Annotated in this window: 24 protein-coding genes, 1 tRNA gene and 1 pseudogene; 9 read left to right on the forward strand and 17 right to left on the reverse strand. The window is 62.9% G+C overall.

All coding sequences use genetic code 11. The features are described from left to right. Nucleotides 1-118 precede the first annotated feature (118 nt). Nucleotides 119-277 carry a hypothetical protein gene (locus QZ186_RS09095; protein ID WP_247478793.1) on the forward strand — a complete coding sequence of 53 codons (159 nt, stop codon included), beginning with the start codon at nt 119-121 and terminating at the stop codon, nt 275-277. Here the strand turns inward: QZ186_RS09095 and QZ186_RS09100 are convergent. The 5 genes from QZ186_RS09100 to QZ186_RS09120 form a co-directional block, all read right to left on the reverse strand. Beyond that, nucleotides 274-960: a CPP1-like family protein gene (locus QZ186_RS09100; RefSeq protein ID WP_247478795.1), complete on the reverse strand. Its 687-nt coding sequence runs from the start codon at nt 958-960 to the stop codon at nt 274-276. The two genes, QZ186_RS09095 and QZ186_RS09100, sit on opposite strands and share 4 nt — an antisense overlap. Before the next feature lie 37 nt (nt 961-997). After that, nucleotides 998-1,222 carry a hypothetical protein gene (locus QZ186_RS09105; protein ID WP_247478797.1) on the reverse strand — a complete coding sequence of 75 codons (225 nt, stop codon included), beginning with the start codon at nt 1,220-1,222 and terminating at the stop codon, nt 998-1,000. Between the two features lie 78 nt (nt 1,223-1,300). Continuing rightward, the gene (locus tag QZ186_RS09110; protein ID WP_247478799.1) at nt 1,301-2,944 is read right to left on the reverse strand and encodes a peptide chain release factor 3; all 1,644 of its coding nucleotides are present in this window, start codon (nt 2,942-2,944) and stop codon (nt 1,301-1,303) included. A gap of 22 nt (nt 2,945-2,966) precedes the next feature. Continuing rightward, the gene (locus QZ186_RS09115; protein ID WP_296416532.1) at nt 2,967-3,629 is read right to left on the reverse strand and encodes a class I SAM-dependent methyltransferase; all 663 of its coding nucleotides are present in this window, start codon (nt 3,627-3,629) and stop codon (nt 2,967-2,969) included. Further along, a complete protein-coding gene (locus tag QZ186_RS09120) occupies nt 3,613-5,799 on the reverse strand; it encodes a mechanosensitive ion channel domain-containing protein (RefSeq protein ID WP_296416533.1) in 2,187 nt (728 codons plus the stop codon). Before QZ186_RS09120 ends, QZ186_RS09115 begins: the two co-directional genes overlap by 17 nt. 181 nt (nt 5,800-5,980) lie before the next feature. Here QZ186_RS09120 and nrdJ point away from each other — a divergent pair, with 181 nt between their 5' ends. Then, nucleotides 5,981-8,317, forward strand: coding sequence for a ribonucleoside-triphosphate reductase, adenosylcobalamin-dependent (gene nrdJ / locus QZ186_RS09125; RefSeq protein WP_296416543.1), 2,337 nt, complete (start codon nt 5,981-5,983; stop codon nt 8,315-8,317). Nucleotides 8,318-8,423: 106 nt separating this feature from the next. After that, complete coding sequence (locus QZ186_RS09130; protein WP_010317545.1) at nt 8,424-8,621, forward strand: hypothetical protein; 198 nt, start codon at nt 8,424-8,426, stop codon at nt 8,619-8,621. 5 nt (nt 8,622-8,626) lie between these two features. On the opposite strand, the gene QZ186_RS09135 is transcribed toward QZ186_RS09130, so the two are convergent. Next, complete coding sequence (locus tag QZ186_RS09135) at nt 8,627-8,797, reverse strand: hypothetical protein (protein ID WP_010317547.1); 171 nt, start codon at nt 8,795-8,797, stop codon at nt 8,627-8,629. Between the two features lie 127 nt (nt 8,798-8,924). On the opposite strand from QZ186_RS09135, the gene QZ186_RS09140 reads away from it, so the two are divergent. The 3 genes from QZ186_RS09140 (at nt 8,925) to QZ186_RS09150 (ending at nt 9,816) form a co-directional block, all read left to right on the forward strand. Next, nucleotides 8,925-9,009: transfer RNA gene (locus QZ186_RS09140), tRNA-Ser, on the forward strand. A gap of 225 nt (nt 9,010-9,234) precedes the next feature. Further along, nucleotides 9,235-9,426, forward strand: coding sequence for a hypothetical protein (locus QZ186_RS09145; protein WP_010317549.1), 192 nt, complete (start codon nt 9,235-9,237; stop codon nt 9,424-9,426). A gap of 42 nt (nt 9,427-9,468) precedes the next feature. Then, complete coding sequence (locus tag QZ186_RS09150) at nt 9,469-9,816, forward strand: hypothetical protein (protein WP_296416534.1); 348 nt, start codon at nt 9,469-9,471, stop codon at nt 9,814-9,816. Between the two features lie 139 nt (nt 9,817-9,955). Here the strand turns inward: QZ186_RS09150 and QZ186_RS09155 are convergent, their stop codons facing one another. The 5 genes from QZ186_RS09155 to QZ186_RS09175 form a co-directional block, all read right to left on the reverse strand. Beyond that, nucleotides 9,956-10,978: a linear amide C-N hydrolase gene (locus tag QZ186_RS09155; RefSeq protein ID WP_296416535.1), complete on the reverse strand. Its 1,023-nt coding sequence runs from the start codon at nt 10,976-10,978 to the stop codon at nt 9,956-9,958. A gap of 61 nt (nt 10,979-11,039) precedes the next feature. Beyond that, nucleotides 11,040-11,414 carry a hypothetical protein gene (locus QZ186_RS09160; RefSeq protein ID WP_296416536.1) on the reverse strand — a complete coding sequence of 125 codons (375 nt, stop codon included), beginning with the start codon at nt 11,412-11,414 and terminating at the stop codon, nt 11,040-11,042. Continuing rightward, nucleotides 11,411-11,659: a hypothetical protein gene (locus QZ186_RS09165; protein WP_247478808.1), complete on the reverse strand. Its 249-nt coding sequence runs from the start codon at nt 11,657-11,659 to the stop codon at nt 11,411-11,413. The genes QZ186_RS09160 and QZ186_RS09165 overlap by 4 nt, the downstream gene beginning before the upstream one ends. A 36-nt stretch (nt 11,660-11,695) precedes the next feature. Beyond that, nucleotides 11,696-12,292 (reverse strand): DUF4335 domain-containing protein, encoded by a 597-nt coding sequence (locus tag QZ186_RS09170; RefSeq protein WP_247478810.1) that lies wholly within the window; start codon nt 12,290-12,292, stop codon nt 11,696-11,698. Nucleotides 12,293-12,300: 8 nt separating this feature from the next. Next, the gene (locus QZ186_RS09175) at nt 12,301-12,837 is read right to left on the reverse strand and encodes a DUF3038 domain-containing protein (RefSeq protein ID WP_247478812.1); all 537 of its coding nucleotides are present in this window, start codon (nt 12,835-12,837) and stop codon (nt 12,301-12,303) included. Between the two features lie 39 nt (nt 12,838-12,876). On the opposite strand from QZ186_RS09175, the pseudogene QZ186_RS09180 reads away from it, so the two are divergent. Beyond that, nucleotides 12,877-13,405 (forward strand): annotated as a pseudogene (locus QZ186_RS09180) (adenine phosphoribosyltransferase). A gap of 4 nt (nt 13,406-13,409) precedes the next feature. On the opposite strand, the gene QZ186_RS09185 reads toward QZ186_RS09180, so the two are convergent. The 5 genes from QZ186_RS09185 to dapB form a co-directional block, all read right to left on the reverse strand. Beyond that, the gene (locus tag QZ186_RS09185) at nt 13,410-13,622 is read right to left on the reverse strand and encodes a DUF2949 domain-containing protein (RefSeq protein WP_010317567.1); all 213 of its coding nucleotides are present in this window, start codon (nt 13,620-13,622) and stop codon (nt 13,410-13,412) included. Between the two features lie 13 nt (nt 13,623-13,635). Continuing rightward, the gene (locus tag QZ186_RS09190; RefSeq protein WP_296416537.1) at nt 13,636-14,802 is read right to left on the reverse strand and encodes an FAD-dependent monooxygenase; all 1,167 of its coding nucleotides are present in this window, start codon (nt 14,800-14,802) and stop codon (nt 13,636-13,638) included. A 71-nt stretch (nt 14,803-14,873) separates the two neighbouring features. Then, nucleotides 14,874-15,128 (reverse strand): high light inducible protein, encoded by a 255-nt coding sequence (locus QZ186_RS09195; RefSeq protein ID WP_296416539.1) that lies wholly within the window; start codon nt 15,126-15,128, stop codon nt 14,874-14,876. Between the two features lie 74 nt (nt 15,129-15,202). After that, a complete protein-coding gene (locus tag QZ186_RS09200) occupies nt 15,203-15,850 on the reverse strand; it encodes a hypothetical protein (RefSeq protein ID WP_296416540.1) in 648 nt (215 codons plus the stop codon). 26 nt (nt 15,851-15,876) lie between these two features. After that, nucleotides 15,877-16,731 carry a 4-hydroxy-tetrahydrodipicolinate reductase gene (dapB, locus tag QZ186_RS09205; RefSeq protein WP_296416541.1) on the reverse strand — a complete coding sequence of 285 codons (855 nt, stop codon included), beginning with the start codon at nt 16,729-16,731 and terminating at the stop codon, nt 15,877-15,879. A gap of 156 nt (nt 16,732-16,887) precedes the next feature. Between dapB and QZ186_RS09210 the strand changes: the two genes are divergently transcribed. Continuing rightward, nucleotides 16,888-20,889 carry a magnesium chelatase subunit H gene (locus QZ186_RS09210; RefSeq protein WP_247478820.1) on the forward strand — a complete coding sequence of 1,334 codons (4,002 nt, stop codon included), beginning with the start codon at nt 16,888-16,890 and terminating at the stop codon, nt 20,887-20,889. Between the two features lie 89 nt (nt 20,890-20,978). After that, complete coding sequence (locus QZ186_RS09215) at nt 20,979-21,251, forward strand: Nif11-like leader peptide family natural product precursor (protein WP_247478829.1); 273 nt, start codon at nt 20,979-20,981, stop codon at nt 21,249-21,251. Nucleotides 21,252-21,258: 7 nt separating this feature from the next. On the opposite strand, the gene QZ186_RS09220 is transcribed toward QZ186_RS09215, so the two are convergent. Continuing rightward, nucleotides 21,259-23,094 (reverse strand): hypothetical protein (locus QZ186_RS09220; RefSeq protein ID WP_296416542.1); only part of this gene is annotated, 1,836 nt, incomplete at its 5' end.

Genomic DNA, 23,094 nt, shown 5'->3' on the forward strand with positions numbered 1-23,094 from the left:
CTGCAGGAGCTGATCGACGAGCTTTCGCCTGCCGCCTAACGGCTGAAAAAGTGTCCTGGGGTGATCACCATCGGGCCCCAGCCGGAGCTGTAACGGGGAAGCGCTGCAGGCCCTGGTGATGACCTGGTTTCCCCACTGCCTGAACTGCAGTCACTTTGCGCTGAACAGCTCCAACCAGAGCGGCTGTTGCCGCTTCTGGGCCATCACGATCCCCTGGGGAGCGGCCCGAACCCTGCGTTGCCACAGCTGGAACCAGGCCGGCAGCAAGCAGCTCTAGGCGATCAGCAGGGCGCCCAGGAGCAGCAGCAGCAGGGCCGGCAGGCTCTGGACCTGATGGGCATCGAGCGGAAGACCGAGGGGCAAGCTCGGATCCAGCACTTGAAGCAGTAGGGCACCGATGCCCAGACCCAGGCTCAGCAGCAGGATGCTGAAGCCGACGGCCTGGAGCAGGCGCCGACTGCGTCGCTGCAGCAGCACAACGCTGAACAACGTGGAAAGGGCCAGCACCAGCTCGGCCGAGGAGGCTGGCGCGAGCAGCAGCAACAGGGTCAGCAGGGCGAAGCCACCAACGGGCAGCCAACGCTGCTGACCCTCGGCCAACTCCAGCGCAGGCAGCGAAGGCTTCGGCAGGGACGGCTTGGGCAGGGCCGCAAGTTTCGGCAGGGATGGCAGAGATGGCCGCGCGGGTGATGCCGAGGGAGGTGCCTTGGCCTCGCGGGCCGAAGCGTTGAGGGCTGCAGTGCTGACCTTGCCCTGCTGCCGCTCTTTCAGGCGATCCATCAGTACGGCGTCGTAGGCCGCCTCGATCTGGGCGCGGGCCTGGGGGTTCTCACCCACCTCATCGAGCCTGGCCTGCTTGGCGGCCTGCACCGCCTCAAAGCCCGCACCGGTCTCGATGCCCAGGCGCTCGTAGGGACTGGGCTGGGAACCGGTCGAGGAGGAATCAGGACCCTGGTTCATGCCACCGCGCGCCGCAGGATTGCATTCCTGAGCGTAGTCAGAACAGGGGCTCGCTGGACTGGAACCCTTGCTGGCGCAGCAGCAGGATGCGCTGGCGTGCCGCCTCATCGAGCTCAAGCCAGCAGCGACGTTTCAGCAGGGGCATCTGCGGCGGCAGGTGACTTCCCTCTCTCATCTCAATGCCCATGCCGCCACGGACGAAATTGACGTAATCGTTGCCCCCATCGGTCCTGGGGCGAACCAGCCAAAGAGAACCAGGCATCAGCCAATCAGCCTGTGATATTTCGTTGCAGCTGATTCTGGCGCTCCCGCACAAGCAACCGCGAGCCCTGCAGAGGGGCTACAGCGCAATGGGCTCCACACCGCTCACCACGGGCGCGACGGCGCTGAGTTCCAGGTCCGGGTGATCCTCCGCCAATTGGTTGAGGTTCCAGTCGTTCTTGAACAGCAGCACCGGACGATCCCAGGCATCGCGGACGGTTTTGCAGTTGAAGATCCGCCCGACCTTCTCCAGCTCGGCCCAGCCGCCCACGACCCAGCGGGCCACCGAGAAACCCAGGGGCTCGAGGCGGGTCTGCACGCCGTACTCGTTCTCCAGGCGGTACTGCACCACCTCCAGCTGGAGTTGTCCCACCGCCGCCAGGATCGGATCACGCTTGCTCTGGTCCGTGTCGTAGAGGATCTGCACGGCACCCTCCTCCCGCAGCTCGTTGACCCCCTTGCGGAAGCTCTTGAAGGCCGAGGGGTTGGGGTTGCGCAGCCAGGCAAAGATCTCCGGGCTGAAGCAGGGAATCCCCTCGTATTCGACCTTGGAGCCGAGGTACAGGGTGTCGCCAATGGCGAACATCCCCGGGTTGTTCAGACCAATGACGTCACCGGGGTAGGCGTCCTCCACCACAGCCCGGTCCTGTCCAAACAGTTTTTGGGGACGGGACAAACGGATGGCCTTGCCGGTGCGGGCGTGCTGCACCGTCATGTCCTTCTCAAACTTGCCGCTGCAGACCCGCACAAAAGCGACCCGGTCGCGGTGGCGGGGGTCCATGTTGGCCTGCAATTTGAAGACGAAACCGCTGAACCCGGGGCGCACCGGTTCAATCTCACCGGCGCTGCTGGAGCGGGGGGTGGGTTTTTGGGCCAGCTCCAGGAAGGCATCCAGGAAGGGACGCACCCCGAAGTTGGTCATGGCCGAGCCAAAGAAGACAGGGCTGAGCTCGCCGGCATGGACCAACTCCAAATCCAGTTCGTTGCCAGCGGCCTCCAGCAGCTCCAGTTCCTCCAGGGCCGCATCGAGCAGCTCGTCTTCCACCGCGCCAGTGCCGCGGGCCTCATCGACGCTGAGGACCTTTTCTTCTGAGGCCCGGCCCCGCTCGGCCCGCTGAAACAGGATCACCTCCTTGCTGCGGCGATCGATCACGCCCCGGAAGCGGTCGCCACTGCCAATCGGCCAATTCACTGGCCAACAGGCCAGGCCGAGATCCTGCTCGATCTCATCCAGCAGCTCCAGGGGCTCACGGCCCGGGCGATCCATCTTGTTGATGAAGGTGAAGATCGGGATGCGACGCATCCGGCAGACCTCAAACAACTTGCGGGTCTGGGGCTCGAGGCCCTTGGCCGCGTCCTCCAACATCACCGCGTTGTCCGCAGCGGCCAGGGTCCGGTAGGTGTCTTCCGAGAAGTCCTGGTGGCCGGGGGTATCCAGCAGGTTGATCGTGCTGCCGCTGTAGTCGAACTGCAGCACGGTTGAGGTGATCGAGATTCCCCGCTGTTTCTCCAGCTCCATCCAGTCGGAGGTGACCTTGCGCTGCTCCCCCTTGGCCTTCACGGCACCGGCCTGTTGAATCGCACCCCCGTAAAGGAGCAACTTCTCGGTCAGGGTGGTCTTACCCGCGTCGGGGTGGGAAATAATCGCGAAGTTGCGGCGGCGAGAGACGGCCTCCGCCAGGGCCTCGAGCTCGGGGGTGGTGCTCACGCTGCTGCTGGTCATGGCGCCAGCCTGACAGGTGAGCTCACGGCAGTTGCCCCCAGATCTCGAGGTAACGGTCGTCCACCTCCGCCACCTGCAGCTGGTCCAGGCCGCAGCGGTGCAGTTGCTGCTCCACCTCAGCGGCGGTGAAGGCCGCATGCAGGGACGCCAGGTAGTCGTGCTGCAGCACCGCCGGGGCATCGGCGAGGTAGCGCTGACGCAACTGCTCTGCGGCCTCCGGACTGGGGGGGCGCCGCAGATCCTTGACATAGACCCGTGCACCCGGGGCAGCGGCCTGGGCAATGGCCTGCCAGAGCACCAGCGGGTCGTGCAGATGATGGAGCAGGCTGTTGCTCACCAAGCCACTGCAGCCCTTGGGCAGGGCCAGCGAAGGCAGACAGAGACAAACAAACGAGAGCCGCTTGGCGAGAGCCGGCTCCTTCTCCAGACTCTGCTGCGCGAGCTGGAGCATCGCCGGAGCCCCATCCAGACCGATCACCTCCGCCGCGGAATCCGCTCGGGCCAGGCGGAAGCTGATGTTGCCCGGACCGCAACCCAGATCCAGAACGCGCGGGCCCAGACCGCTTGGGAACAACGCCTGGATCCGCTCGATCAGGGCCTGATCCCCAGCACTGAAATCCGCAGCGGCGTAGGCGGATGCCTGCTCGGGGGCATCCATCAATTCCGGTTCAGGGGTGCGCTGCATCGGAAGGGTTGAGCATCAGGGTTTGGGTCGGGAAGGGGATCTCAATCCCCTCGGCCGCCAGGGTTTCGATAATCCTGCGGTTCAGCTCATGAAGGCTGTCCTCGAAAGCATCGTGCTCGCTGTGGAGGGAGCTGAACTCCAGAACGTGGTCGTAGCTGAAGGCGGCAATGCGCTCCAGCCGGCAGGCCAGGAAGCGCAGTTCAGAATCCACCTCGACAGCCTTCTGCATTAACGCCGGAACCCGTTGGAGTTGCTCAGGCGTCGTGCCATAGGCAATCCCCAGGGCAATCTCCGACAACTGAGCCCGCTCGATCAGTTCCTCCAGCTGAACCAACAACTGATCCCGCAGGCGCAGGTAGGCGGGCCAGCCATGCAGCTCGACCATGGCCACCACCACCAGGGCCTGGGCCGCACCATCTGCACTGCGCTCCAGGGTGACCAAGGGCTGATGCAGGTCCTGGCGCGCCTCAAGGGAGCGACGGGTTTGATGCAGGACCTCCTCGAGTTGATACGGAGAGAAAGCCCCATCGAGATCCAACCGCAGCTCCAGCGATTGCATCGGCCGGCGATCCGGCCGATGACTCCTCCTGGAGTAGTTGACGATGGTCGCCTCATCGGCGATGGAGTTCGGAATCGTGACCCGGCTCTCGAGGGTTTGCAGCTCAAGCGAGCGCAAACCGATCTTGGTGATGTAGCCAAGGCTGTCGCCAACCCGGCAGAACTCACCGACCCGCAGGGGCCGGTCGGTCTGAATTGAAAGACCAGCAAACAGGTTGCCGAGCAACTTGGAAGCGCCCAAACCAATCGCCAGACCGGGAACAGCCGAGAAGGCCAGCACCGTGCTGGCCGGCAAGCCCAGCAGGATCAACAGTCGATAGAAGATGGCTACCGCGATTAAGCCACCCAGTGCCCGGCAGAGGGGCATCAAGAAACTGGAGACCCGCTGCAGCCGCCACTCCGAACCGGAGCCGCGCACCCGGGTCAAGAATTCCGAGCCGGTTCGTCCGAGCGCCTCAAAGAACAAAAAGACCACCAATCCCGCGGTGACAAACCAGATCACATAGAAGGCATAGGTGACAACAACGAGCGGTAATCCCGTGAAGTTAACTTCATCGTCAATTAGATATTCAGCCAGGCGTGTCAACGGCAGCACCGGCAGAATGAAGAAGAATCGGCGCCAAGCAATTCCGTCTTGAACCCAGGGCCCTGGCTTTGCGGGGAGGGAATCACCCAGGGGACGATCGCGATAGCTATCGACCAGAAGGCGTATTAACCAGCCTGCGGCCAGGAGATAAATGCTGATGACAGCAATGGCACAAACGACCTGAAAGAGCGTTTGGTCAAGAACAGGGATTTCAAAAACGGAGCGCCAAGACCTGGGGAAACGGAGATACCAATCCGGTGGCACCAAGTAACCGGGAGTCAGAATAAAGTCGTGATAAAAATGAGGTGTCGCAAACGGCTGCTGAATCGGGGGATAGTCCCTGATCTCCTCGTACATCGCGTGGATTTGTCTCACCGTGTCGGCGGAAAAGACGTAGAGGTTGTTCTCAGGATCGCCAACAAGATCTGAGGTCAACGTGATCGCCGTACCTGGGATGCGCCAGGCATCCACCGGCTTGGTCCGCTGATCGTTCAGCGCCTTCATTCCTGCGGAGTCCGGAATGGAGATGGGTTCAACGCTGTGGGTGAAGACGTAATCCAGAACATGCTTCAGCTGGATGGCGGCCTCATCCGCCATGCCACCCCGCACGCTTTGGGGGAAGACGGAGGCATCCAGGGCCCTCACCGCCAGATCAAACAGCAGGTTGGTGTCATCGATCTGCTCCTGCCGGTCCTCCCCATCGCGGCGTGCCTCCACCAGAGCGCTGTAGCGACCAAGGCGGTCGGCGCGGTCCCCCACCTCGGCCATGACCGCATAGAAATTGAGCAGGGTCGCCCTTGGACTGCTGCCCACGACCTGACCGAGCACCACATCAGACCAGGAGCCGGCATCTCGGACCAGCTCCCCATAAAAGGGTTGCTGCTCAATCGGAATCAGCCGGGCGTTGGGCTCAAACAGCAGCGCCCGGGTCCTACCGGTGACGGCCTGGGCCGGCAACCAGGACTGGAGCACCACAAGCACCCCGATCACCAGGGTCATCCACCAGGGGGAGCGGCGGCAGCGCATCAGGCCAACGGGGACTGGAATCTGCAATCTGGCGAAAATTCCAGATTTGCCACATCCCTGTCCCACAAAGGCCACAGAACGGCACAGAGGGGGATGCACCGCCACTGGTGGCAACGGCTGCTTGCAGACCCCACCAGTGGCGTTAGGGTGCCGGCACGCTTAGAGATCGACGCCCGTGACCGTGTCAGTTCCTGGAGCCAGTGCGGCAAGCAGCACCAGCGCCCTGAACAGCCCCAGACCTGACTTTCCGGCCACTGCGCCGGCGGCCAACCCCGTCTTCTACCGGACCTACAGCCGCAAAACACCGAGCGGCCGCGAGAGCTGGAACGAAGTAGCCGAGCGCAACCTCTCTGGCCTGCGCAAACTCGGCAACCTCAATGATCAGGAAGTCGCCCTGCTGCGCCGGATGCAGCAGGAGCAAAAAGCTCTGCCTTCCGGACGCTGGCTGTGGATCGGCGGTACTCCCTGGATTGAACAGGAGAACAACTTCTCCGGTTCCTACAACTGCACCTCCACCAACCTGGTGGATTGGGAAGCCTTCGGTCTGATGATGGACCTGGCGATGATGGGCTGCGGCACCGGCGCCATCATTGAGCCCCACCTGATTGATCGCCTCCCCGCCGTCCGCAACACCATCAAGGTGACGGGCGTCAGCGACATCGGTGTCACACCGGCCGGCCAGCGCCAAGACAACACGACCCACCAGATCAACGGTCAGACCGTTCAGGTCAAGGTTGGTGACACCCGACGCGGTTGGGTCGACAGCTATCAGCTCCTGCTCGAGCTCTGCAGCGACGAGCGCTTCGATGCCAACACCCCGATCGAAGTCAGCGTTGACCTCTCCGACGTGCGGCCCGTCGGCGAAACCCTGAAGGGCTTCGGCGGCATGGCCAACCCCGTCAAGCTCAAGGACCTCTACGGCCGCGTTGCCCAAATCCTGAACAAGGCCCAGGGCCGTCGACTCACCTCGGTCGAGTGCTGCCTGCTGATTGACGAGGCCGCGGTCACCATCGTCGCGGGCAACATCCGCCGCAGCGCCGGCATGCGCCAGTTCAGCGCTGATGACAGCGCCGCCTCAAACGCCAAGGACAACCTCTGGCAGCAGGACAGCGATGGCAACTGGCGCATCGACCCCGAGCGCGATGCCCTGCGCATGGCGAACCACACCCGGGTCTTCCACACCCGGCCGGACCGCCAGACCGTTCTTGAGGCGGTGACCAAGCAGTTCCACTCCGGCGAAGGTGCGATTCAGTTCGCCCCTGAGGCCATCGCCCGCTCCAACGCCGACCTGCTCTCCACCCCTGAGCTGCGCAAGGAGTTCATCGACGTCTACTGCGATCAAGGCCGGGAAGAGGCCGCCCGCTGGCTGACCACCAACCACCCCGAGATCAGCGCCGAAGAGCTCGAGCATCGCCTGGGGCGCTACGGCCTGAACCCCTGCGGCGAGATCCTGGGCGCCGACTTCCACTGCAACCTCGCTGAGATTCACCTCAACCGGATCGACCCCGACGATCTGGTGGCCCAGGAAGAAGCCTTCACCGCCGGCGGCCTGGCCGTGGCCTGCCTGCTCAACCACCGCTTTGAGGTGGAGCGCTACCGCCAAAGCCGCGCCTGGGATCCGATCGTTGGCGTGAGCTTCACCGGCCTGTTCGACTTCTTCGTGCATGCCTTCGGCACCCCCTGGCTGACCTGGTGGGAAGCCGGTCGCCCGGACAGCGAGGAAGGCCGGGCCTTCAAGGCCAAGGAAGCGGAGTACCTCAGCCGTTGGAAAGAGATCGTCAACAAGGCCGTTTGGGACTACTGCGATCGCCACGGCCTGCGCCGTCCCAACCGCTGCACCACGGTCCAGCCCGCCGGCACCAAGAGCCTGCTCACCGGTGCCTCCCCCGGCTGGCACCCCCCCAAGGCCCAGCGCTTCATCCGCCGGATCACCTTCCGCAAGAACGACCCGGTCGCCCTGGCCTGCATGGACTACGGCTACTCGATCGTTCCGTCCCAGTCCGACAAGGACGAAGAGGGTCGCCTGCTCGATGACGCCTTCGATCCCCGCTGCACCGAATGGCTGGTGGAAATCCCCACCGAGGTGAGCTGGGCGAACATCCCCGGCGCCGATGCCGTCGAGATCAACAACTTCTCGGCCATGGCCCAGTTCGACTTCTACATGCAGGTGCAGCAGCACTACACCGCCCACAACACCTCAGCGACGGTGGAGTTCCGCGAGAACGAGATCGAACCGCTAACCGATGCGATCCACGCCGCGATCGACAACGGCCAGGGCTACATCTCAGCCGCGCTGCTGGCCCGCTTCGACGCCAACGCCACCTTCCCGCGTCTGCCCTTTGAGCCGATCAACCAGGACACCTACGAAGAACTCCAGGCCGCCGTGGTCAGCCGCCGCAGCACCAACGACTTCTTCGAAGCCCTGCAGCGCTACGACGGTGGCGAACTGATGGAGGCCGGTCCCGCGGGCTGCGACTCCGATAAGTGCCTGCTGCCGCTGGCCAAACCTGAGAACTAGGCGCTCACCAGCGCCTAGAGCCGCCTCCTGCTGGGGGGCGGCTTTTTTGTGGCAGCCACAGCAAGCCACTGCGCTACTTAACATTCGTTCACACAGTTTGATCCGCGTGACAGCCCCCACTTCTCTGTCCCTGGAATCCAACTTCGAACTCGAGCGGATCAAGCGCTCGATCGATGCGATGGACGACCTCGAGCTGCTCAAGCACCTCGCCAAGCAGATGGCCGAGATGATGCACGCCCAAAAACACGTCACCAAACAATTGCTGAACCCCAGGCAGCGCCAAAGCTTCGGCTTCGAGGCCTGAGCCCCTCAGCCAGGAGTCGCAGCCGACAGCAGGTCCAGGGCGACGGCGACCTGCTCAAGCAACTCGCAGCAACGCTCGTACTGGTGATCCGGGCTGAGACTGACCGGCAGGGTCTCAATCATGTCGGCCAGCTCACGGGTGCGCACGGCCAGCAGGTTGGTGGACAGAACGGCCATGGATCAGACGACCTCTCGGTCGCCGCGCTCTAAACCAACCATGCCAATCCGTCTCGGCTATCTCATTCCTGAGATCAGCGAGTTGGGCGGGGCCATGGAACAATGAGGAGGACCCAAGGTCGTCCCTGGAGGGGTGGTCGAGTGGTTGATGGCTCTGGTCTTGAAAACCAGCGAAGTGAAAGCTTCCGTGGGTTCGAATCCCACCCCCTCCGCTTTTCCAACCAGCCTGAAGGACTCGCTCTTCCTGGCTGCCCAACGAGAGAAAACTCGCATCTTGCCGCCGTCATGAGGCCGTGCAAGTGAGATCAGACAATCTCAAGATTTCAGTCACGGGGGCCAACAGAGGCCAAGGCCGTGACAACCGCCGAAACCGCAACATCGGGCACACTTCTGAGCGGCCAGGCTCGCTTCGATGGTGTTCCAGCGAACACTCTCCCGTGCGCTACGAACCTGGCACCAGCGAATGCCGCGTCCTGATCAACAGCAAGGATCAGATCGAAACCATGCTCTTGACCTTGAGCAAGTTGGAGAACACCGAGGCCATTCGCGAGCAACTGCGCTCGGTCCACGCCCAACTGGAGGCGCTGCACGATCAGGTGCGTGAACAGCGCAGTTCCGTTCCTGCCTGAGCATTGCTCTAATCGAGGTAGACCTTCACCTCGGCCGCTGCCATGGCAGCTGTTCCCTCCGCCAGCCGACTGCTGATCCTGCTGACCTTGCTCAGTGGGATCGGTGGAGCCAGCGCGGCCCAGGAGCTTGGCCTCATCCCGCAGCAACCCATCGAGCAGGCCGACAGCAGCTTGCAACGCAATGGCTGGACGCCGCTGCGTGGACTCGCGCCAGAACCGATGGACCGGCAGCTCGCTGGCAACCGGCTCAAAAGCCTGAGTGCCTGCTCAGGGACTGGCCAGGGCTTTTGCCGCTACGACTACCAACGCGGAGCCGAAACCCTGGCGGTCATCACTGTTCCCGGTCCGGCGGCCCAAGGAGTGGTGCTGCAATGGTTTCAGGGGCGATGATGCCCCAGCGAGCGGACAGCACCTGTGTTTGAAAACGACAAGCGTCCAGCCTGGCTGAATTGGTTGTTCCTGGGGATCTTCCTGTACTCCAGCTGGCAGCTAGCTGGCTTCTGGTTCCAGCAACTGCACGGCGGTTGAGTCAGGACCGGTTCAGACGTTCGGAGACATCACCCGTGAGTTCGGGGGACTGCACGTCGAGGCGGCGCATGGCTCCGCCGCCGCCGAAGTTCAAACGCTTGAGTTCCACCCAGATCGGATAGGGGTTTCGGGCCAACTGGAAGGCGTAACTGCCTTCATCGAGGTTGGCGATGACCGTCCAGAGCGTCACCCAGCTGTCCTCCGCCTGACCGCCGGAGTAGTCCTCAGCCCCCGCCGGAACAGCGACGTTTTTCATCACGCCGTAGAGGTTGCCCTCCGCCTCCGCGGCGGAGCTGGCCTTCGGCAGGGTGCTCAGGAAGGTCGAAGCACGCACAAAGCGGGAGGCGGGATCGACATCACCAGGCAAGGGAAGGTCCCCGCCGAACGGGCGGTAACGCTTGAGATTGTTCAACTGCCAGGCCAGCGGCGGCTCATTGGTCATCACCCGCGTCTGGTTGCCCTGATGGACCACCATTCGCCCAGCGATGAACTCCACCACAGCCGAACGCCCGCTGCGGTCAGCCAAGGAGAGATGCAGCCCCCAATCGCGATCAAGAATGCGGTCCGAGACGACCTGAACCTGGGCTAACCCCGCGATCGCCTCCTCGACGGTGGCGAACTGATCCAGCACGAATTCCGCCATCCGCAGATTGGAGATAACGGGCTTGCCGCTGCTGGGCGAGCCGTAATCGCTACCCGAGAGGTAGAGGAGATTGACGTTGAGCCCCCGTTCATTCAGGCCATCGGCAAGCACCGTGCCGACACTCATCACCCCGACGCTGCCGTGCTTCACCCGCCAGCGCTTGGCGTTGGCCACCGAAGCGCTGACCAATCCACCAGCCTCCAGACCACGGGGCCGCAGCACCAGAGCCGCCTGGTCGTCGAGGTAGAGATCCATCGTCCGCCCCACAACCACGGCCTGACCGTTGCTGTTGGAGAGCACACGGCTACAGGACTGCGCGGCCTGCGGACTCAGGGCCCCCAGCAGCAGCAGAGCCAAGGGCCAAACACGGGAGGTCTTCATCGGGGCCAACCGATCGGAGCGGTCTCCACAGGATGAAGAGAACGGAGCCGGAGAACAACGCCTAACGGCGTTGAGCCGGAGCCACCACCGCCCGCACGAAGCGCACCAGTCCACCCAGCAAACACAACAGAGCCAGCAGAGCCAACCCGCCCAACAGCAGCACCCCCAACAGTTGAAGCACCCCCATCAACAACTGAGAGAGGCCGCCAATCAGATGGGCCAGGGCCGTGCTCACGAGCAGCAGGCTGTCGAGATCAATCAGCTGCGGCAACTGGAGCAACAGCACCAGCAGGCCGACCCCGCCGGCCATCATCAAGAGCGCCTCCAGGATCAGCCGCGGACGGCGCTTGCCCTTGCGTTTGCGGAACACCGGACGCTGACGCTCTGCAGCGCCCGCTCGGCTTGCCACCACCCGCAAACGCCGTTGCCGTGTCATGACTCCAACTGGTGTCCAGCCCCGCGCATCCAGCGCTCAAATTCGATCAAGACCAACTCATTGGGGCAATCCACCAGGCTCAGGTCGCCCACCGTGCAATCCCCCTGGCCGCCGTGATGCAAAGAGATGTGGAAGTCAGGACCACTGAGACCACACACTTCCGGATCGCTGCGAACCACCACATCCAGGCTGGCGCCCAGCCGGGTGACACGACGACGCAATTCCGACCAGCTCAATGCGCTCATCGCAGTACTGCAAGTGTGGGGTGATTCAAATGGACGTCAACCGCCCTTGGCCGGCGGTGCCAGCTCGGGGGCAGTCTGCGGGGCGGGCTTCGGCGTCGGCAGCATGGCGATCAGGGCGGCGCTGATCGCGAAAGCCGCAACACCGGCCAGCGGAGCCGCAATGCGCCGCAGTAGGGGTTGGCGGTGGCGCAACTCCTTGCGAGCCAGGGGCACCAAGGGGGGAGCTTCAAACGGAAGCGCCAAACGGGCATCCAAACGGAGCTGATCGAGGCAGCGCACCAGGTCCGCGAGCTCAGCGTCATCCAACCGCAGGGTCAAGGGCGGCGTGTTGGGCTGGCTGCTGCGCAACTCCAGCTGGTGGCAGCCATCGCCTGGAGCAATCGCCACTGGGGCGTCTGCTTCCCCGAAGGCCTTGGGGACGCCACTGAGGAGATGGCGGGCGTAGGGAATCACAGCCGTGAGCAACGCCTGCAGGTGCTCGCGCTTGCCCTCCAGTTCGGTCTGGCCCGCCAGGCCCATCGTGAAGCCGGTGAGGATGCCAATGGTGCTGGAGTCCTGGCCAGCGGAGAGATCCGGCAAGCCCTCAACGATCAGGCGGCAGCTGGTCTGTTCGTAGCGCGTGGTGAGTTTCATCTCAGTGATCAAACAGCCGCATCAAGAAGGCTCGCCCGCAGGCGCTCAAAACCGCCCTCCCCAGCGCAGAGCGCCATGGATTGCACCAATTCACGGCTCAAGGCAGGACCCTCCTGGGGATCGAGCAGGCGCTGGACCCCGCCCCGCCGCGGGTTCAGGCGCTCCAGCACCAGCTCCCTCAGGCGGGAGCGAAAGAGATCCCAACGCTGGGCATTCAGATCCGGCGGCTCAGCGGAGGAGAGCAGGGTCCGCAGCATCGGGTAGAGCCGCTCGGAGAGGGCGGTGAGGATGCGAATCAAGGCATCCGTCTCCTCGGGCTTCAGCGAGGCCCGGCGGGTGTTGCGTCGCAGTGGATTGGTGCAGCGGCGTTTCCAGAGCTCAACGCGGTTGGGGAAGAGGTCCGTGAAACCCATCTCCTCACTCAGCCAGACCATCGCCTCACCGCCATTGAGATCCAGCGCCTCGGCGCAGAGGAGCATCAAATCGAGGCGCTCAATGCCGCGGCGGGACAACGGGGTTTGCACGCTCGCAGGGGCTTGGGCCATGGCTGCGATACTGCCAGCACTGGCGCTGATTCGTCGACCATGGGCAGCATCAATCTGCGTCAACTGGTCCGAGAGATTCCCGACTTTCCCCAGCCCGGGATCCTCTTTCGCGACATCATCCCGCTGATGCGCCAGCCGGACGCCTGGCAGGAAGTCATGCGCCAGCTCGGTGAGGTCTGCGACCGGCTTCAGCCCGATTTGATTGTTGGCATCGAATCCCGCGGCTTCATCGTCGGCACCGCCCTGGCCACCGCCAAGACCATTGGCTTCAGCCCGGTTCGCAAACCCGGCAAGTTGCCCGGTCAGGTCATCGGCGTCGACTACAGCCTCGAGTACGGCACGGACCGCCTCGAGATCGTCCCCGATGGTTTTGAGAACAACCCCCGGGTGCTGATCGTGGATGACCTGCTGGCCACCGGCGGCACTGCAGCGGCCTGCGCTGAACTGGTTCAACAGGTGGGCGGTCAGCTGGTGGGTTTCTCCTTTGTGGTGGAACTGGCCGACCTCGGTGGTCGGTCAACGCAAACTCCCCTCAGGAGTGCCCGTGGACTCCCTGATCGTCTACTGAGGAGCTACAGATGCAGGTCCTGCCACTGCAGGACCTGATCGAGCTGCTCCAGGCTGATCAAGCCAAAGCGCCAGAGCACCACCGGCAGGGGAGCCTGCTCCAGTTGCGACTGCTTCAGCCCCAGCCCCAGGGCGTTCTCGCTTAAGCCCAGGCTGTTGCGCAGAAAGCGCAGCAGCTCCGGATGGGGGGCGGGTTGTGGCGAGGTGCAGATCACCATGCCGCCATCCTGATCAGGTCCGCCAGAGGCGGCAAGGTCCTTCGCTCATCGCCCGCAGGCTGAGCTGACGCATCCAGCCAAAGCGGCCGAGGGCCAGAAGCGCCAGACGGCGCACGGGCAGCAGCGGAGCAAACCGATTGGAGAACAGGCGCACCAGGGCATCGGTGGCGAGCAGCACCAGGGCGATGTCGAGGACGCGGGAACGCCCGTAGGCCCCAGGAAGGGCGCTCGGCCGCAGACGGCCCGTGGCGCAGCGGCGGGCCAAGCGATGGAGCTGATCGACATCGCGCCAGCAGAGGTTCAGGCCCTGTCCGCCGACCGGGTGGCAGCGATGGGCCACCTCACCGATGGCAACCGTGCCGCGGCGGGCCAAGGGCCAGGCCAGCTCCAGAGCAACGGGGAAGGCCCGGGGTTGATCCAGCAGCACCTCGGCCTGCAGCTCCTCCGGCAGGGCGCCGCTGAGGGCATCGAGGAAGGCAACCGCATCGAGCTGCTCCAGCTGGCGCAGACGCGAAAGCGGCGCACTCCAAACCAGCTGGAACGCGTCTCCGCCCAAGGGAAGAACCGCAAAGGGCCCCTCCGGGCGAAACAGCTCCCAGGCCTGATCTGGGGCGGAGCCGCGCAGACGCACCTGCACCGTCAGACAGCCCTGTCGATAGGGCAGGGCCCATTGGCTGATGCCAGCAGCCTGGCGGGTGAGGGAGCGATGGCCATCGGCCGCCACCACCAAATCCACCCCCAGGGGAGAGGGCACCGGAGTCAGCCCAAGGCGCGAGTGGATCGACGCCTGGTGCTGCACCGCCTCCAGCAGCACTCCCATCAAATCTTGGTGCTGCAGGATCCAGCCCACGGGCTGATCGCCCCCAAGCCAAGGGAGATCAGCTGCTGTGAAGGGAACCTGCAGGTGCGTGGCCCGATCACAGAGTTCCAGGCGGCGAAAGGGCGCCAGGGCCGGCAGCAAGGCATCCCACAGTCCAAGCCGTTGCAACAAGCTCTGGCTGGAATGGGTCAGGGCGTAGGCCCGGTTGCGTTCCCGCAATGCCGCAGCTGTGAGGGGATCGCAGAGCTCCACCTGCCAGCCCGCATCCGCCAGGGCCAAGGCGCTCAGCGTCCCGGTCGGACCGGCGCCATTCACCCGAGCGCGCAGGGTTAGGGGCGATGTGGCGCTGCGCTGGGGCACGGAAGAAACGGCACAAAAAAACCGCAGCACGATTCTGTGCTGCGGCCTCGTTGAGATGAATTAGGGAGCGATCAGCCCAGACCCAGCAGACCGTGGGTGAAGGACTCACCACCGAGGGCAATCTCAGTGGCCAGCAGGGCGATAAAGCCGAGCATGGCCATACGGCCGTTCAGCTTCTCGGCGCGGTCGTGGAAACCCCAGCCGCTCTCGACGTCCACCACTTCCATGCGGGGCTCGGTGGCGAAGGCGTTCAGACGACCGCCGTCCTCTTCGGTCACGGTGGCGCCGCGGATCACTGCGGGGGCGGAAGGATTGGTCTGGGTCATTGCGCTTCTCATCTGGACGTAACAGAACTGTAACGCAATATTGCGCGATGTAACAAGCCCCCGTTTGCCTGGCCTCAGCGCAGGCGCATCAGGCAGAGCTCCTCAAAGGCCGGACGCAGCAGAAAGGGGTACTCACCAACCCAAAGCTTCAGCTGGGGCAGCCAGGCATCACTGAGGGCACCCACCCGAGAAAAGTCCTTGCGCTCACTCAGCACCAGACAACGAACGACAGCGCCACGGCGAATCTGCTTGTGCTTTTTGTCGTAGGGGAAGCGGATGCTGCCGAGGTAACCGTCCTCGTCCTCCAGCTCCAGGCAGAGCCAGGTGCGGCGGTTCTCAACGGTTTCCAGGCGCCCTTGCTTGTCGGTGGTCTCCTGGCGGCCCTCCACCAATTCCTTGGTGTACAGGTCAGCCACCTCCCCCTCGAAGATGGCGGCAGCTGGGTAGCGGCGGAGCGTCGCGTTCTTGCGGCTGGCCTCAACGATCGGCCCCCACAGCACATAGAGAAGGAAGATGAACCCCACCAACAGCAGGATCGGTGAGGCCTGGCTGTTGATGGCCACTCCTTGGCTGATCAACAGGCTGATCACCCCGCCGATCACCGAGATAAAGACCCGCTGCAGCAGCTTCTGGGGACTGCCACTGCAGAAGTTGAACTGAGGGCCAGTGGCCACCGCGGGGATCAGACGCGGCAGCTCACCGGAGCGAAGCGGGATGAGCATGCCGACAGTGTCTGCTGCTGGAGGGATTAGAGCAAGCGCTCCAGCCCGTAAACCAGGCCATCGAGCTGCCGGACCTTGCGGGCCGTCAGCAGGACGCCGGGCATGTAGGCCGACCGATCGATCGTGTCGTGGCGCAACGTATAGGTCTCGCCGGGCGCGCCAAACATCACCTCTTGATGGGCCACCAGGCCGGGTAGACGGATGGAGTGCAGCCGCAGGCCACTCTCCCGCTGGCCGCCACGGCATCCGGCCAAGGTTTCGTGCTCCTCCACCTGAAGCGGGTTGAAGCTCTTGCCGAGCTCCTCCATGAGCTCGGCGGTTTTGATGCAGGTGCCGCTCGGTGCATCAGCCTTGCGGTTGTGGTGCAGCTCGGTGAGCTCCGCAAAGTCATAGAAGCGGGCTGCCGCGGCTGCGGCCTGCTGCAGCAGCACCATGCCCACAGAAAAGTTGGGGATGACGGCACCGCCGACGGAGGCCTTGGCGGCGAATTGGGCCAGCTCGCCCAGCTGCTCAGGGCTGAGGCCCGTGGTGCCAATCACGGGATGGACGCCGTAGGCGATGGCGGCACGGGTGTGCTCGTAAACCACCGAAGGGTGCGTGAAATCCACCAAAACCGCCCCCTGACCCGGCCCGTCATTGCGGACGGCCTGACTGGCTTGGCAGAGGGTTCCTTCGAAATCAGAGGTGATCGCGACCTCCAGTTCACCGAGGCCGAGCTCCAGACCCACATCGGCCCCTTCCTTGCCTGGGGTGGTGTCCACCGCACCCACCAATTGGCAGTCGGGCGCCGCCACGACGGTCTTGATCACCTCCGCTCCCATCCGGCCCAAGGCGCCGGCCACCACAACGGAGATGGGCTTGCTGGCGGCAGCCTGGGTCATGGGGGAGCGCAAGACAATCGCCCGAGCCTATGTCGCCCCTTAACACGAGTCGCAGAGTCCAGAGAACCCCCCGAAACTCCTGTTACAGGAGGGAAGAACCCTCGCGCAGACAGCGCACTCCTTCGTAGGCTTCTTCACATTGCTCAATCAGCGCGAATGTTCACGCAGGTCCGCTCCGCCTCCCGCCGCGTCAGCCCTGCGGAGGTGAACGGCCGTGCCGTGATGAAGGCCGTCTACGTGGTGCTGGAGCCGCAGTACCAAAACGCGCTGACCCAGGCCGCCACCTCCCTGAACGACCAGAACGGTCCCCTGGCGGTTGATCTCAGCGGCTACTTGATTGAAGAGCTGCGCGATCCCCAGAACTATGCGGACTTCTGCGCGGACATCGCTGAAGCCGACGTTTTCATCGCCTCGCTGATCTTCATTGAGGATCTGGCCCAGAAGGTCGTCGATGCCGTCGCACCGCACCGCGACCGCCTCAAGGCGGCTGTGGTCTTCCCCTCCATGCCGGAGGTGATGCGCCTGAACAAGCTGGGCAGCTTCTCCATGGCCCAGCTTGGCCAGAGCAAGTCGGCCATCGCCGGCTTCATGAAAAAGCGCAAGGAGGCCGGCGGCGCTGGCTTCCAGGACGCGATGTTGAAGCTGCTCAACACCCTCCCGACGGTGTTGAAGTACCTGCCGGTGGAGAAGGCCCAGGACGCCCGCTCCTTCATGCTCAGCTTCCAGTACTGGCTGGGCGGAACCCCGGACAATCTCCGGAACTTCCTGTTGATGCTGGCGGACAAGTACGTCTTCCCCCGCAGCAGCGACAACCGCCCCGAGATCCAGGTGGCCGACCCCGAGGTCTTCCCCGATCTGGGGATCTGGCACCCCCTGGCCCCCTCGATGTTCGAGGACCTCAAGGAGTACCTCAACTGGAATGCCAGCCGCCAGGACCTGAGCGAGAAAGCGCGCAAGGGCCCGGTCATTGGCCTGGTGCTGCAACGCAGCCACATCGTCACCGGTGATGAAGCCCACTACGTGGCGGTCATCCAGGAGATGGAGTACCGCGGCGCGACGGTCATCCCCGTCTTCTGCGGCGGCCTGGACTTCACCAAACCGGTCAACGCCTTCTTCTATGACCCGCTGAACCCCGACCAGCCCCTGGTGGACGGCGTGGTCTCCCTGACTGGTTTCGCCCTGGTGGGCGGCCCGGCCCGTCAGGACCACCCCAAGGCCATTGAGGTGCTCAAGAAGCTCAATCGCCCCTACATGGTGGCGCTGCCTTTGGTGTTCCAAACCACCCAGGAGTGGGAAGAGAGCGACCTGGGTCTGCACCCGGTTCAGGTGGCCCTGCAGATCGCCATCCCCGAACTCGATGGCGCGATCGAGCCGATCGTGCTCTCCGGCCGCGACGACGCCACCGGCAAGGCCCACACCCTGCAGGACCGGGTGGATGCCATCGCTGAGCGGGCCATCCGTTGGGCTTCCCTGCGGGTCAAGCCGCGCCCTGAGAAGAAGCTGGCGATCACCGTCTTCAGCTTCCCCCCCGACAAGGGCAACGTCGGTACGGCGGCCTACCTCGATGTCTTCGGCTCCATCCACCGCGTGATGGAGGAGATGCGCGCGAAGGGCTACGACGTCAGTGGCCTGCCCCGCACCTCCAAGGAGTTGATGGAAGCGGTGCTCCAGGACCCCGAGGCCCTCGAGGGTGCACCGGAGCTGGCCATCGCCCACCGCATGAGCGTCGAGGAGTACGAGCGCCTCACCCCCTATTCCGAACGGCTGGAGGAGAACTGGGGCAAGCCCCCCGGCAACCTCAACAGCGACGGCACCAACCTGCTGATCTTTGGTCGCCACTTCGGCAACGTCTTTGTCGGCGTTCAGCCCACCTTTGGCTACGAGGGTGATCCGATGCGGCTGCTCTACTCCCGTAGCGCCAGCCCCCACCACGGCTTTGCCGCTTACTACACCTATCTCGAGAAGGTCTGGGGCGCCGACGCCGTCCTGCACTTCGGCACCCACGGCTCCCTGGAGTTCATGCCCGGTAAGCAGATGGGCATGAGCGAGACCTGTTACCCCGACTCGCTGATCGGCGCCCTGCCGAACCTCTACTACTACGCCGCCAACAACCCCTCGGAAGCCACCATCGCCAAACGGCGCGGCTACGCCGAGACCATCTCCTACCTGACCCCCCCTGCGGAGAACGCCGGCCTCTACAAGGGCCTCAAGGAGCTGGGTGAGCTGGTGGGCTCCTACCAGCAGCTGCGCGAAAGCTCCCGGGGTATCCAAATCGTCAACGCCGTTGTCGAGACCGCCCGTCAGTGCAACCTCGACAAGGACGTCGAGCTGCCCGAGGTCGATGCCTCTGAGCTGGACCTCGACGGACGCGATGGCGTGGTTGGCGCGGTCTACCGCCAGCTGATGGAGATCGAGAGCCGTCTGCTGCCCTGCGGTCTGCACACCATCGGCAAGCCCCCCACCGCCGAAGAGGCGATCGCCACCTTGGTGAACATCGCTGCACTGGAGCGCGAGGAAGAGGGCATTCGCTCCCTGCCTGGCCTGCTGGCCGAGAGCAAGGGCCGCACGATCGCCGAGGTCTACCAGGGCAACGACGACGGTGTGCTCGCCGATGTGGAGCTCAACCGCGTCATCACCGAGACCTCCCGTGCCGCCATCGGCGCCATGGTCAAGGCCGTGACCGGCAGCGACGGGCGAGTCACCCTGCGCCGCAACTTCGACTGGTTCTTCAACCTGCTGGAGCAATTCGGCTTCAAGCTCCCCAGCCCTTGGCTGAGTGCCTGCCGCAGCGCCGGATTCCCCGACGTGGACCAGGCCGAACTCGAGACCCTGTTCAAGTACCTGCAGTTCTGCCTCGAGCAGGTCTGCGCCGACCTTGAAATGGAGAGCCTGCTGAAGGCCCTCGACGGCGAGTACGTCCTGCCAGGACCCGGCGGCGATCCGATCCGCAACCCCAATGTGCTGCCCAGCGGCAAGAACCTGCACGCCCTCGACCCCCAGGCCATTCCCACCCGGGCAGCCGTCGCGGCAGCCAAGGTGGTGGTGGATCGCCTGATCGAGCGCCAGAAGGAAGAGCAGGGCACCTGGCCCGAAACGATCGCCTGCGTGCTCTGGGGCACCGACAACATCAAGACCTACGGCGAGTCCCTGGCCCAGATCCTTTGGTTCATTGGTGCCCGTCCTGTGCCCGATTCCCTGGGCCGGGTGAACAAGCTGGAGCTGATTCCGCTGGAAGACCTGGGCCGTCCCCGCGTCGATGTGGTGGTGAACTGCAGTGGCGTCTTCCGCGACCTGTTCATCAACCAAATGGCCTTGATCGACCAGGGCGTGAAGATGGCCGCCGAGGCCGATGAGCCCCTGGAGATGAACTTCGTGCGCAAGCACGCCCAGGAGCAAGCGGAAAAAGAAGGCATCTCCCTGCGGGATGCGGCCACCCGGGTGTTCTCGAACGCCAGCGGCAGCTACAGCTCCAACGTCAACCTGGCGGTGGAGAACAGCACCTGGGAAGAGGAGAACGAGCTGCAGGAGATGTACCTCTCCCGTAAGACCTTCGCCTTCAACGCCGATAACCCCGGCGAGATGAACCAGAAGCGTGAGGTGTTCGAGTCGGTCATGAAGACCGCCGATGTCACCTTCCAGAATCTGGATTCAGCGGAGATCTCCCTGACCGATGTCAGCCACTACTTCGATAGTGACCCCACCAAGCTGATCCAAGGCCTGCGGGACGACGGCAAGGCTCCCTCGAGCTACATCGCCGACACCACCACCGCCAATGCCCAGGTCCGCTCCTTGAGCGAGACGATCCGCCTGGATTCGCGCACGAAGCTGCTCAATCCCAAGTGGTACGAGGGCATGCTCGACTCCGGCTACGAGGGCGTGCGCGAGGTGGCCAAGCGCCTCAACTTCACCCTGGGCTGGAGTGCCACCAGTGGTTCCGTTGACAACTTCGTCTACGAGGAAGCCAACGAGACCTTCATCAACGATCCGGAGATGCGCAAGCGTCTGATGGATCTCAACCCCCACAGCTTCCGCCGCATCGTCGGAACCCTGCTGGAGGTCAATGGCCGGGGTTACTGGGAGACCTCCGACGAGAACATCGAGCAACTCCAGGAGATCTACCAGCAGATCGAGGACCGCATCGAAGGCGTCACCGAGTAATCCAAACGTCAAACGGATCTCTCAAAGGCTGGTGGCCTCCACCAGCCTTTTTTGTGAATACGTTGGGTGGAAAGGATAGGGGAACGAATTTGAGCTCTGCAGGCGTCATGAGTTTGAAATTCATCCTCAAGGATGATCCGCTGCTCCAAAAAGAGGTGAAGCAGTGCCAGAACCCTGCAGCGATCTGCGAGATGGCAAGAAAGCTGGGGATCAAGCTGACGCAGGCTGACTTACTTCGCATCGAAGCCCAGACCACACTGTGTTTGACCGATGAAGAACTCGAACGGTGGTTTGAAACCCCATATCACGAGCGCTTCTTAATCAGCCTGGAAGTCAAGCAACTGAATTTGGCGGCGAGATAAACGGGAATCAGCCGTACTCACTGGCAACTGGAACAGGATCGAAGGGCTCTGCCATATCAGGAGGCATGAGTTCGTCAAAGGTCAGATCGAGGGCGGCGATCAGGTCAGCAGCATCGGCATTGCCCTGATCATCAATCTGGATGTCGACAGGCGAATCGGGATCGAGATCGTTGATCTGCTCAGCGAGCAAGTTGAAGACCTCCTGCTCGATCGCGCCGTACTCATCAGCGGAAAGAGCATTGGCGTTGAGGTAGTCGTTGACCGCAAGGTCAAGGCCACTGGCAAATTCCGATTGCGAGAGGTCCCCATTGCCGTCGAGGTCGCCGGCGCTGTGCATACTCTCGAGGTAGCTGCTCACCAAATCCTCGACGGAGCTGACCGCGGACGAGTCAACCGCGATGGGCTCCACCACAATTTCGGCCCGATCAACAGAAGCGACAGCAAAGGCCACGTCCTCCGCCAGGCCTGTGGTGCCGTCGTCATAGGTCACAGTCATCTGGCCATAAACCTGAACGTCGCCATCGGCGGCTGCATAGGAAGCGCTATCGGCGTCGTACTCCAGGGCAATGGATTCGATGCCCCAGTGATCAAGGCCGTAGAACTCGCCCTCTTGCTGAATACCGTCGATGTTCAGGTCCTGCCAAACACCGAAATACTCCCAGGCATCATCACTGGCATCCAAGAAGCCGTCACCAGTGCTGTCGAAGTAAGCGGCAAGAGCCTGCATATCACTCAGGACAGCAGGATCATCACCCCACATCGTGAAGACAAATTCCTTGGGCTCTGCGATTAAGCCATCTGCGTTGTAGTCGTAAACGAGAAGGCCGTCTGCTGGGGTAAGCCAAGCAGCTAACTGGAAGATGCCTAAGGAGTAAGGTTCAGCGCTGGACTCAAGATGCAGATACTCAACCGTCGAATCTCGGTTGAGGTCAAGAACAACAGGGCCAACGGAGACGTCCAGCTCGTCGGACGTACCATCGGTGCCTTCCAGGACAACCGTTAGGGTCTCTGTAGCAGTGTCACCATCAGAGTCGATAGGCACGATATTGACAGCGAAGGAGAGACCATCGGCATTCTGCTCATAAGAGTTAAATGCTGCATTAGTCAGATTGAGCCCGCCCTTTTGACCGATGTATTGAATATCCACTTCTCTATAGAGGAGGGAGTAGTCAGTCACTGTGTGGCCTGCGCCTGTCACGATCACGGGAGGTGGGTCACCCGGATCAGGGTTGATGGCAACAAGACCGGTATCGCCAATAGTGATTGTGGCACCCTCAAGAAGGCCAGAAACAATCCAGAAGCCTACAGATCCATCAGAATAGAACACCTCAACGGCAAGCCTGGTCGAGGAAATACCGCCGGTATACTTAGAGGTTTGAAACTCGAAGTCAGTGACAAACTCTGACGTAGGCGGATCAACAAGTCCATAGTCCGAGAAATAGCTAAAGACAATAGACTCTCCAGGATTAATGTTTTGATTCCCTCCAACAGCCCAGCCATTGGAACTGTTGTTAACATCACCACTACCAGTAACGACCAAATCCAGGCCCGCGGAGTTGATATCGATATACTCATAAACAGGCTGGGGACCGCCAGCAGCAGGCGTCAAAGAGTCAACGTCAACCAGAACCTTCTCAGTAGGCAACGAATAGACCTCGATTGAATCAGGCCCGTCCGCATCCAAATAAACAGAAGAAACCAACGAGGGTGCTATTCCATTGTCGTAGTAGACATCAAAGGAGAAATCGTAGTCGCCTTCGTAGACGATGTTGGAGACAGAGAAAGCGGTTGATGTGCCACTAGTCAAAGAAACATCAATTGAAGCAGCGGACAAAAGGGGCGA

Origin of the sequence: Vulcanococcus sp. DEBay_Sum29NL08_54, assembly GCF_017859255.1 — a bacterium.
Lineage (GTDB): Bacteria > Cyanobacteriota > Cyanobacteriia > PCC-6307 > Cyanobiaceae > Vulcanococcus.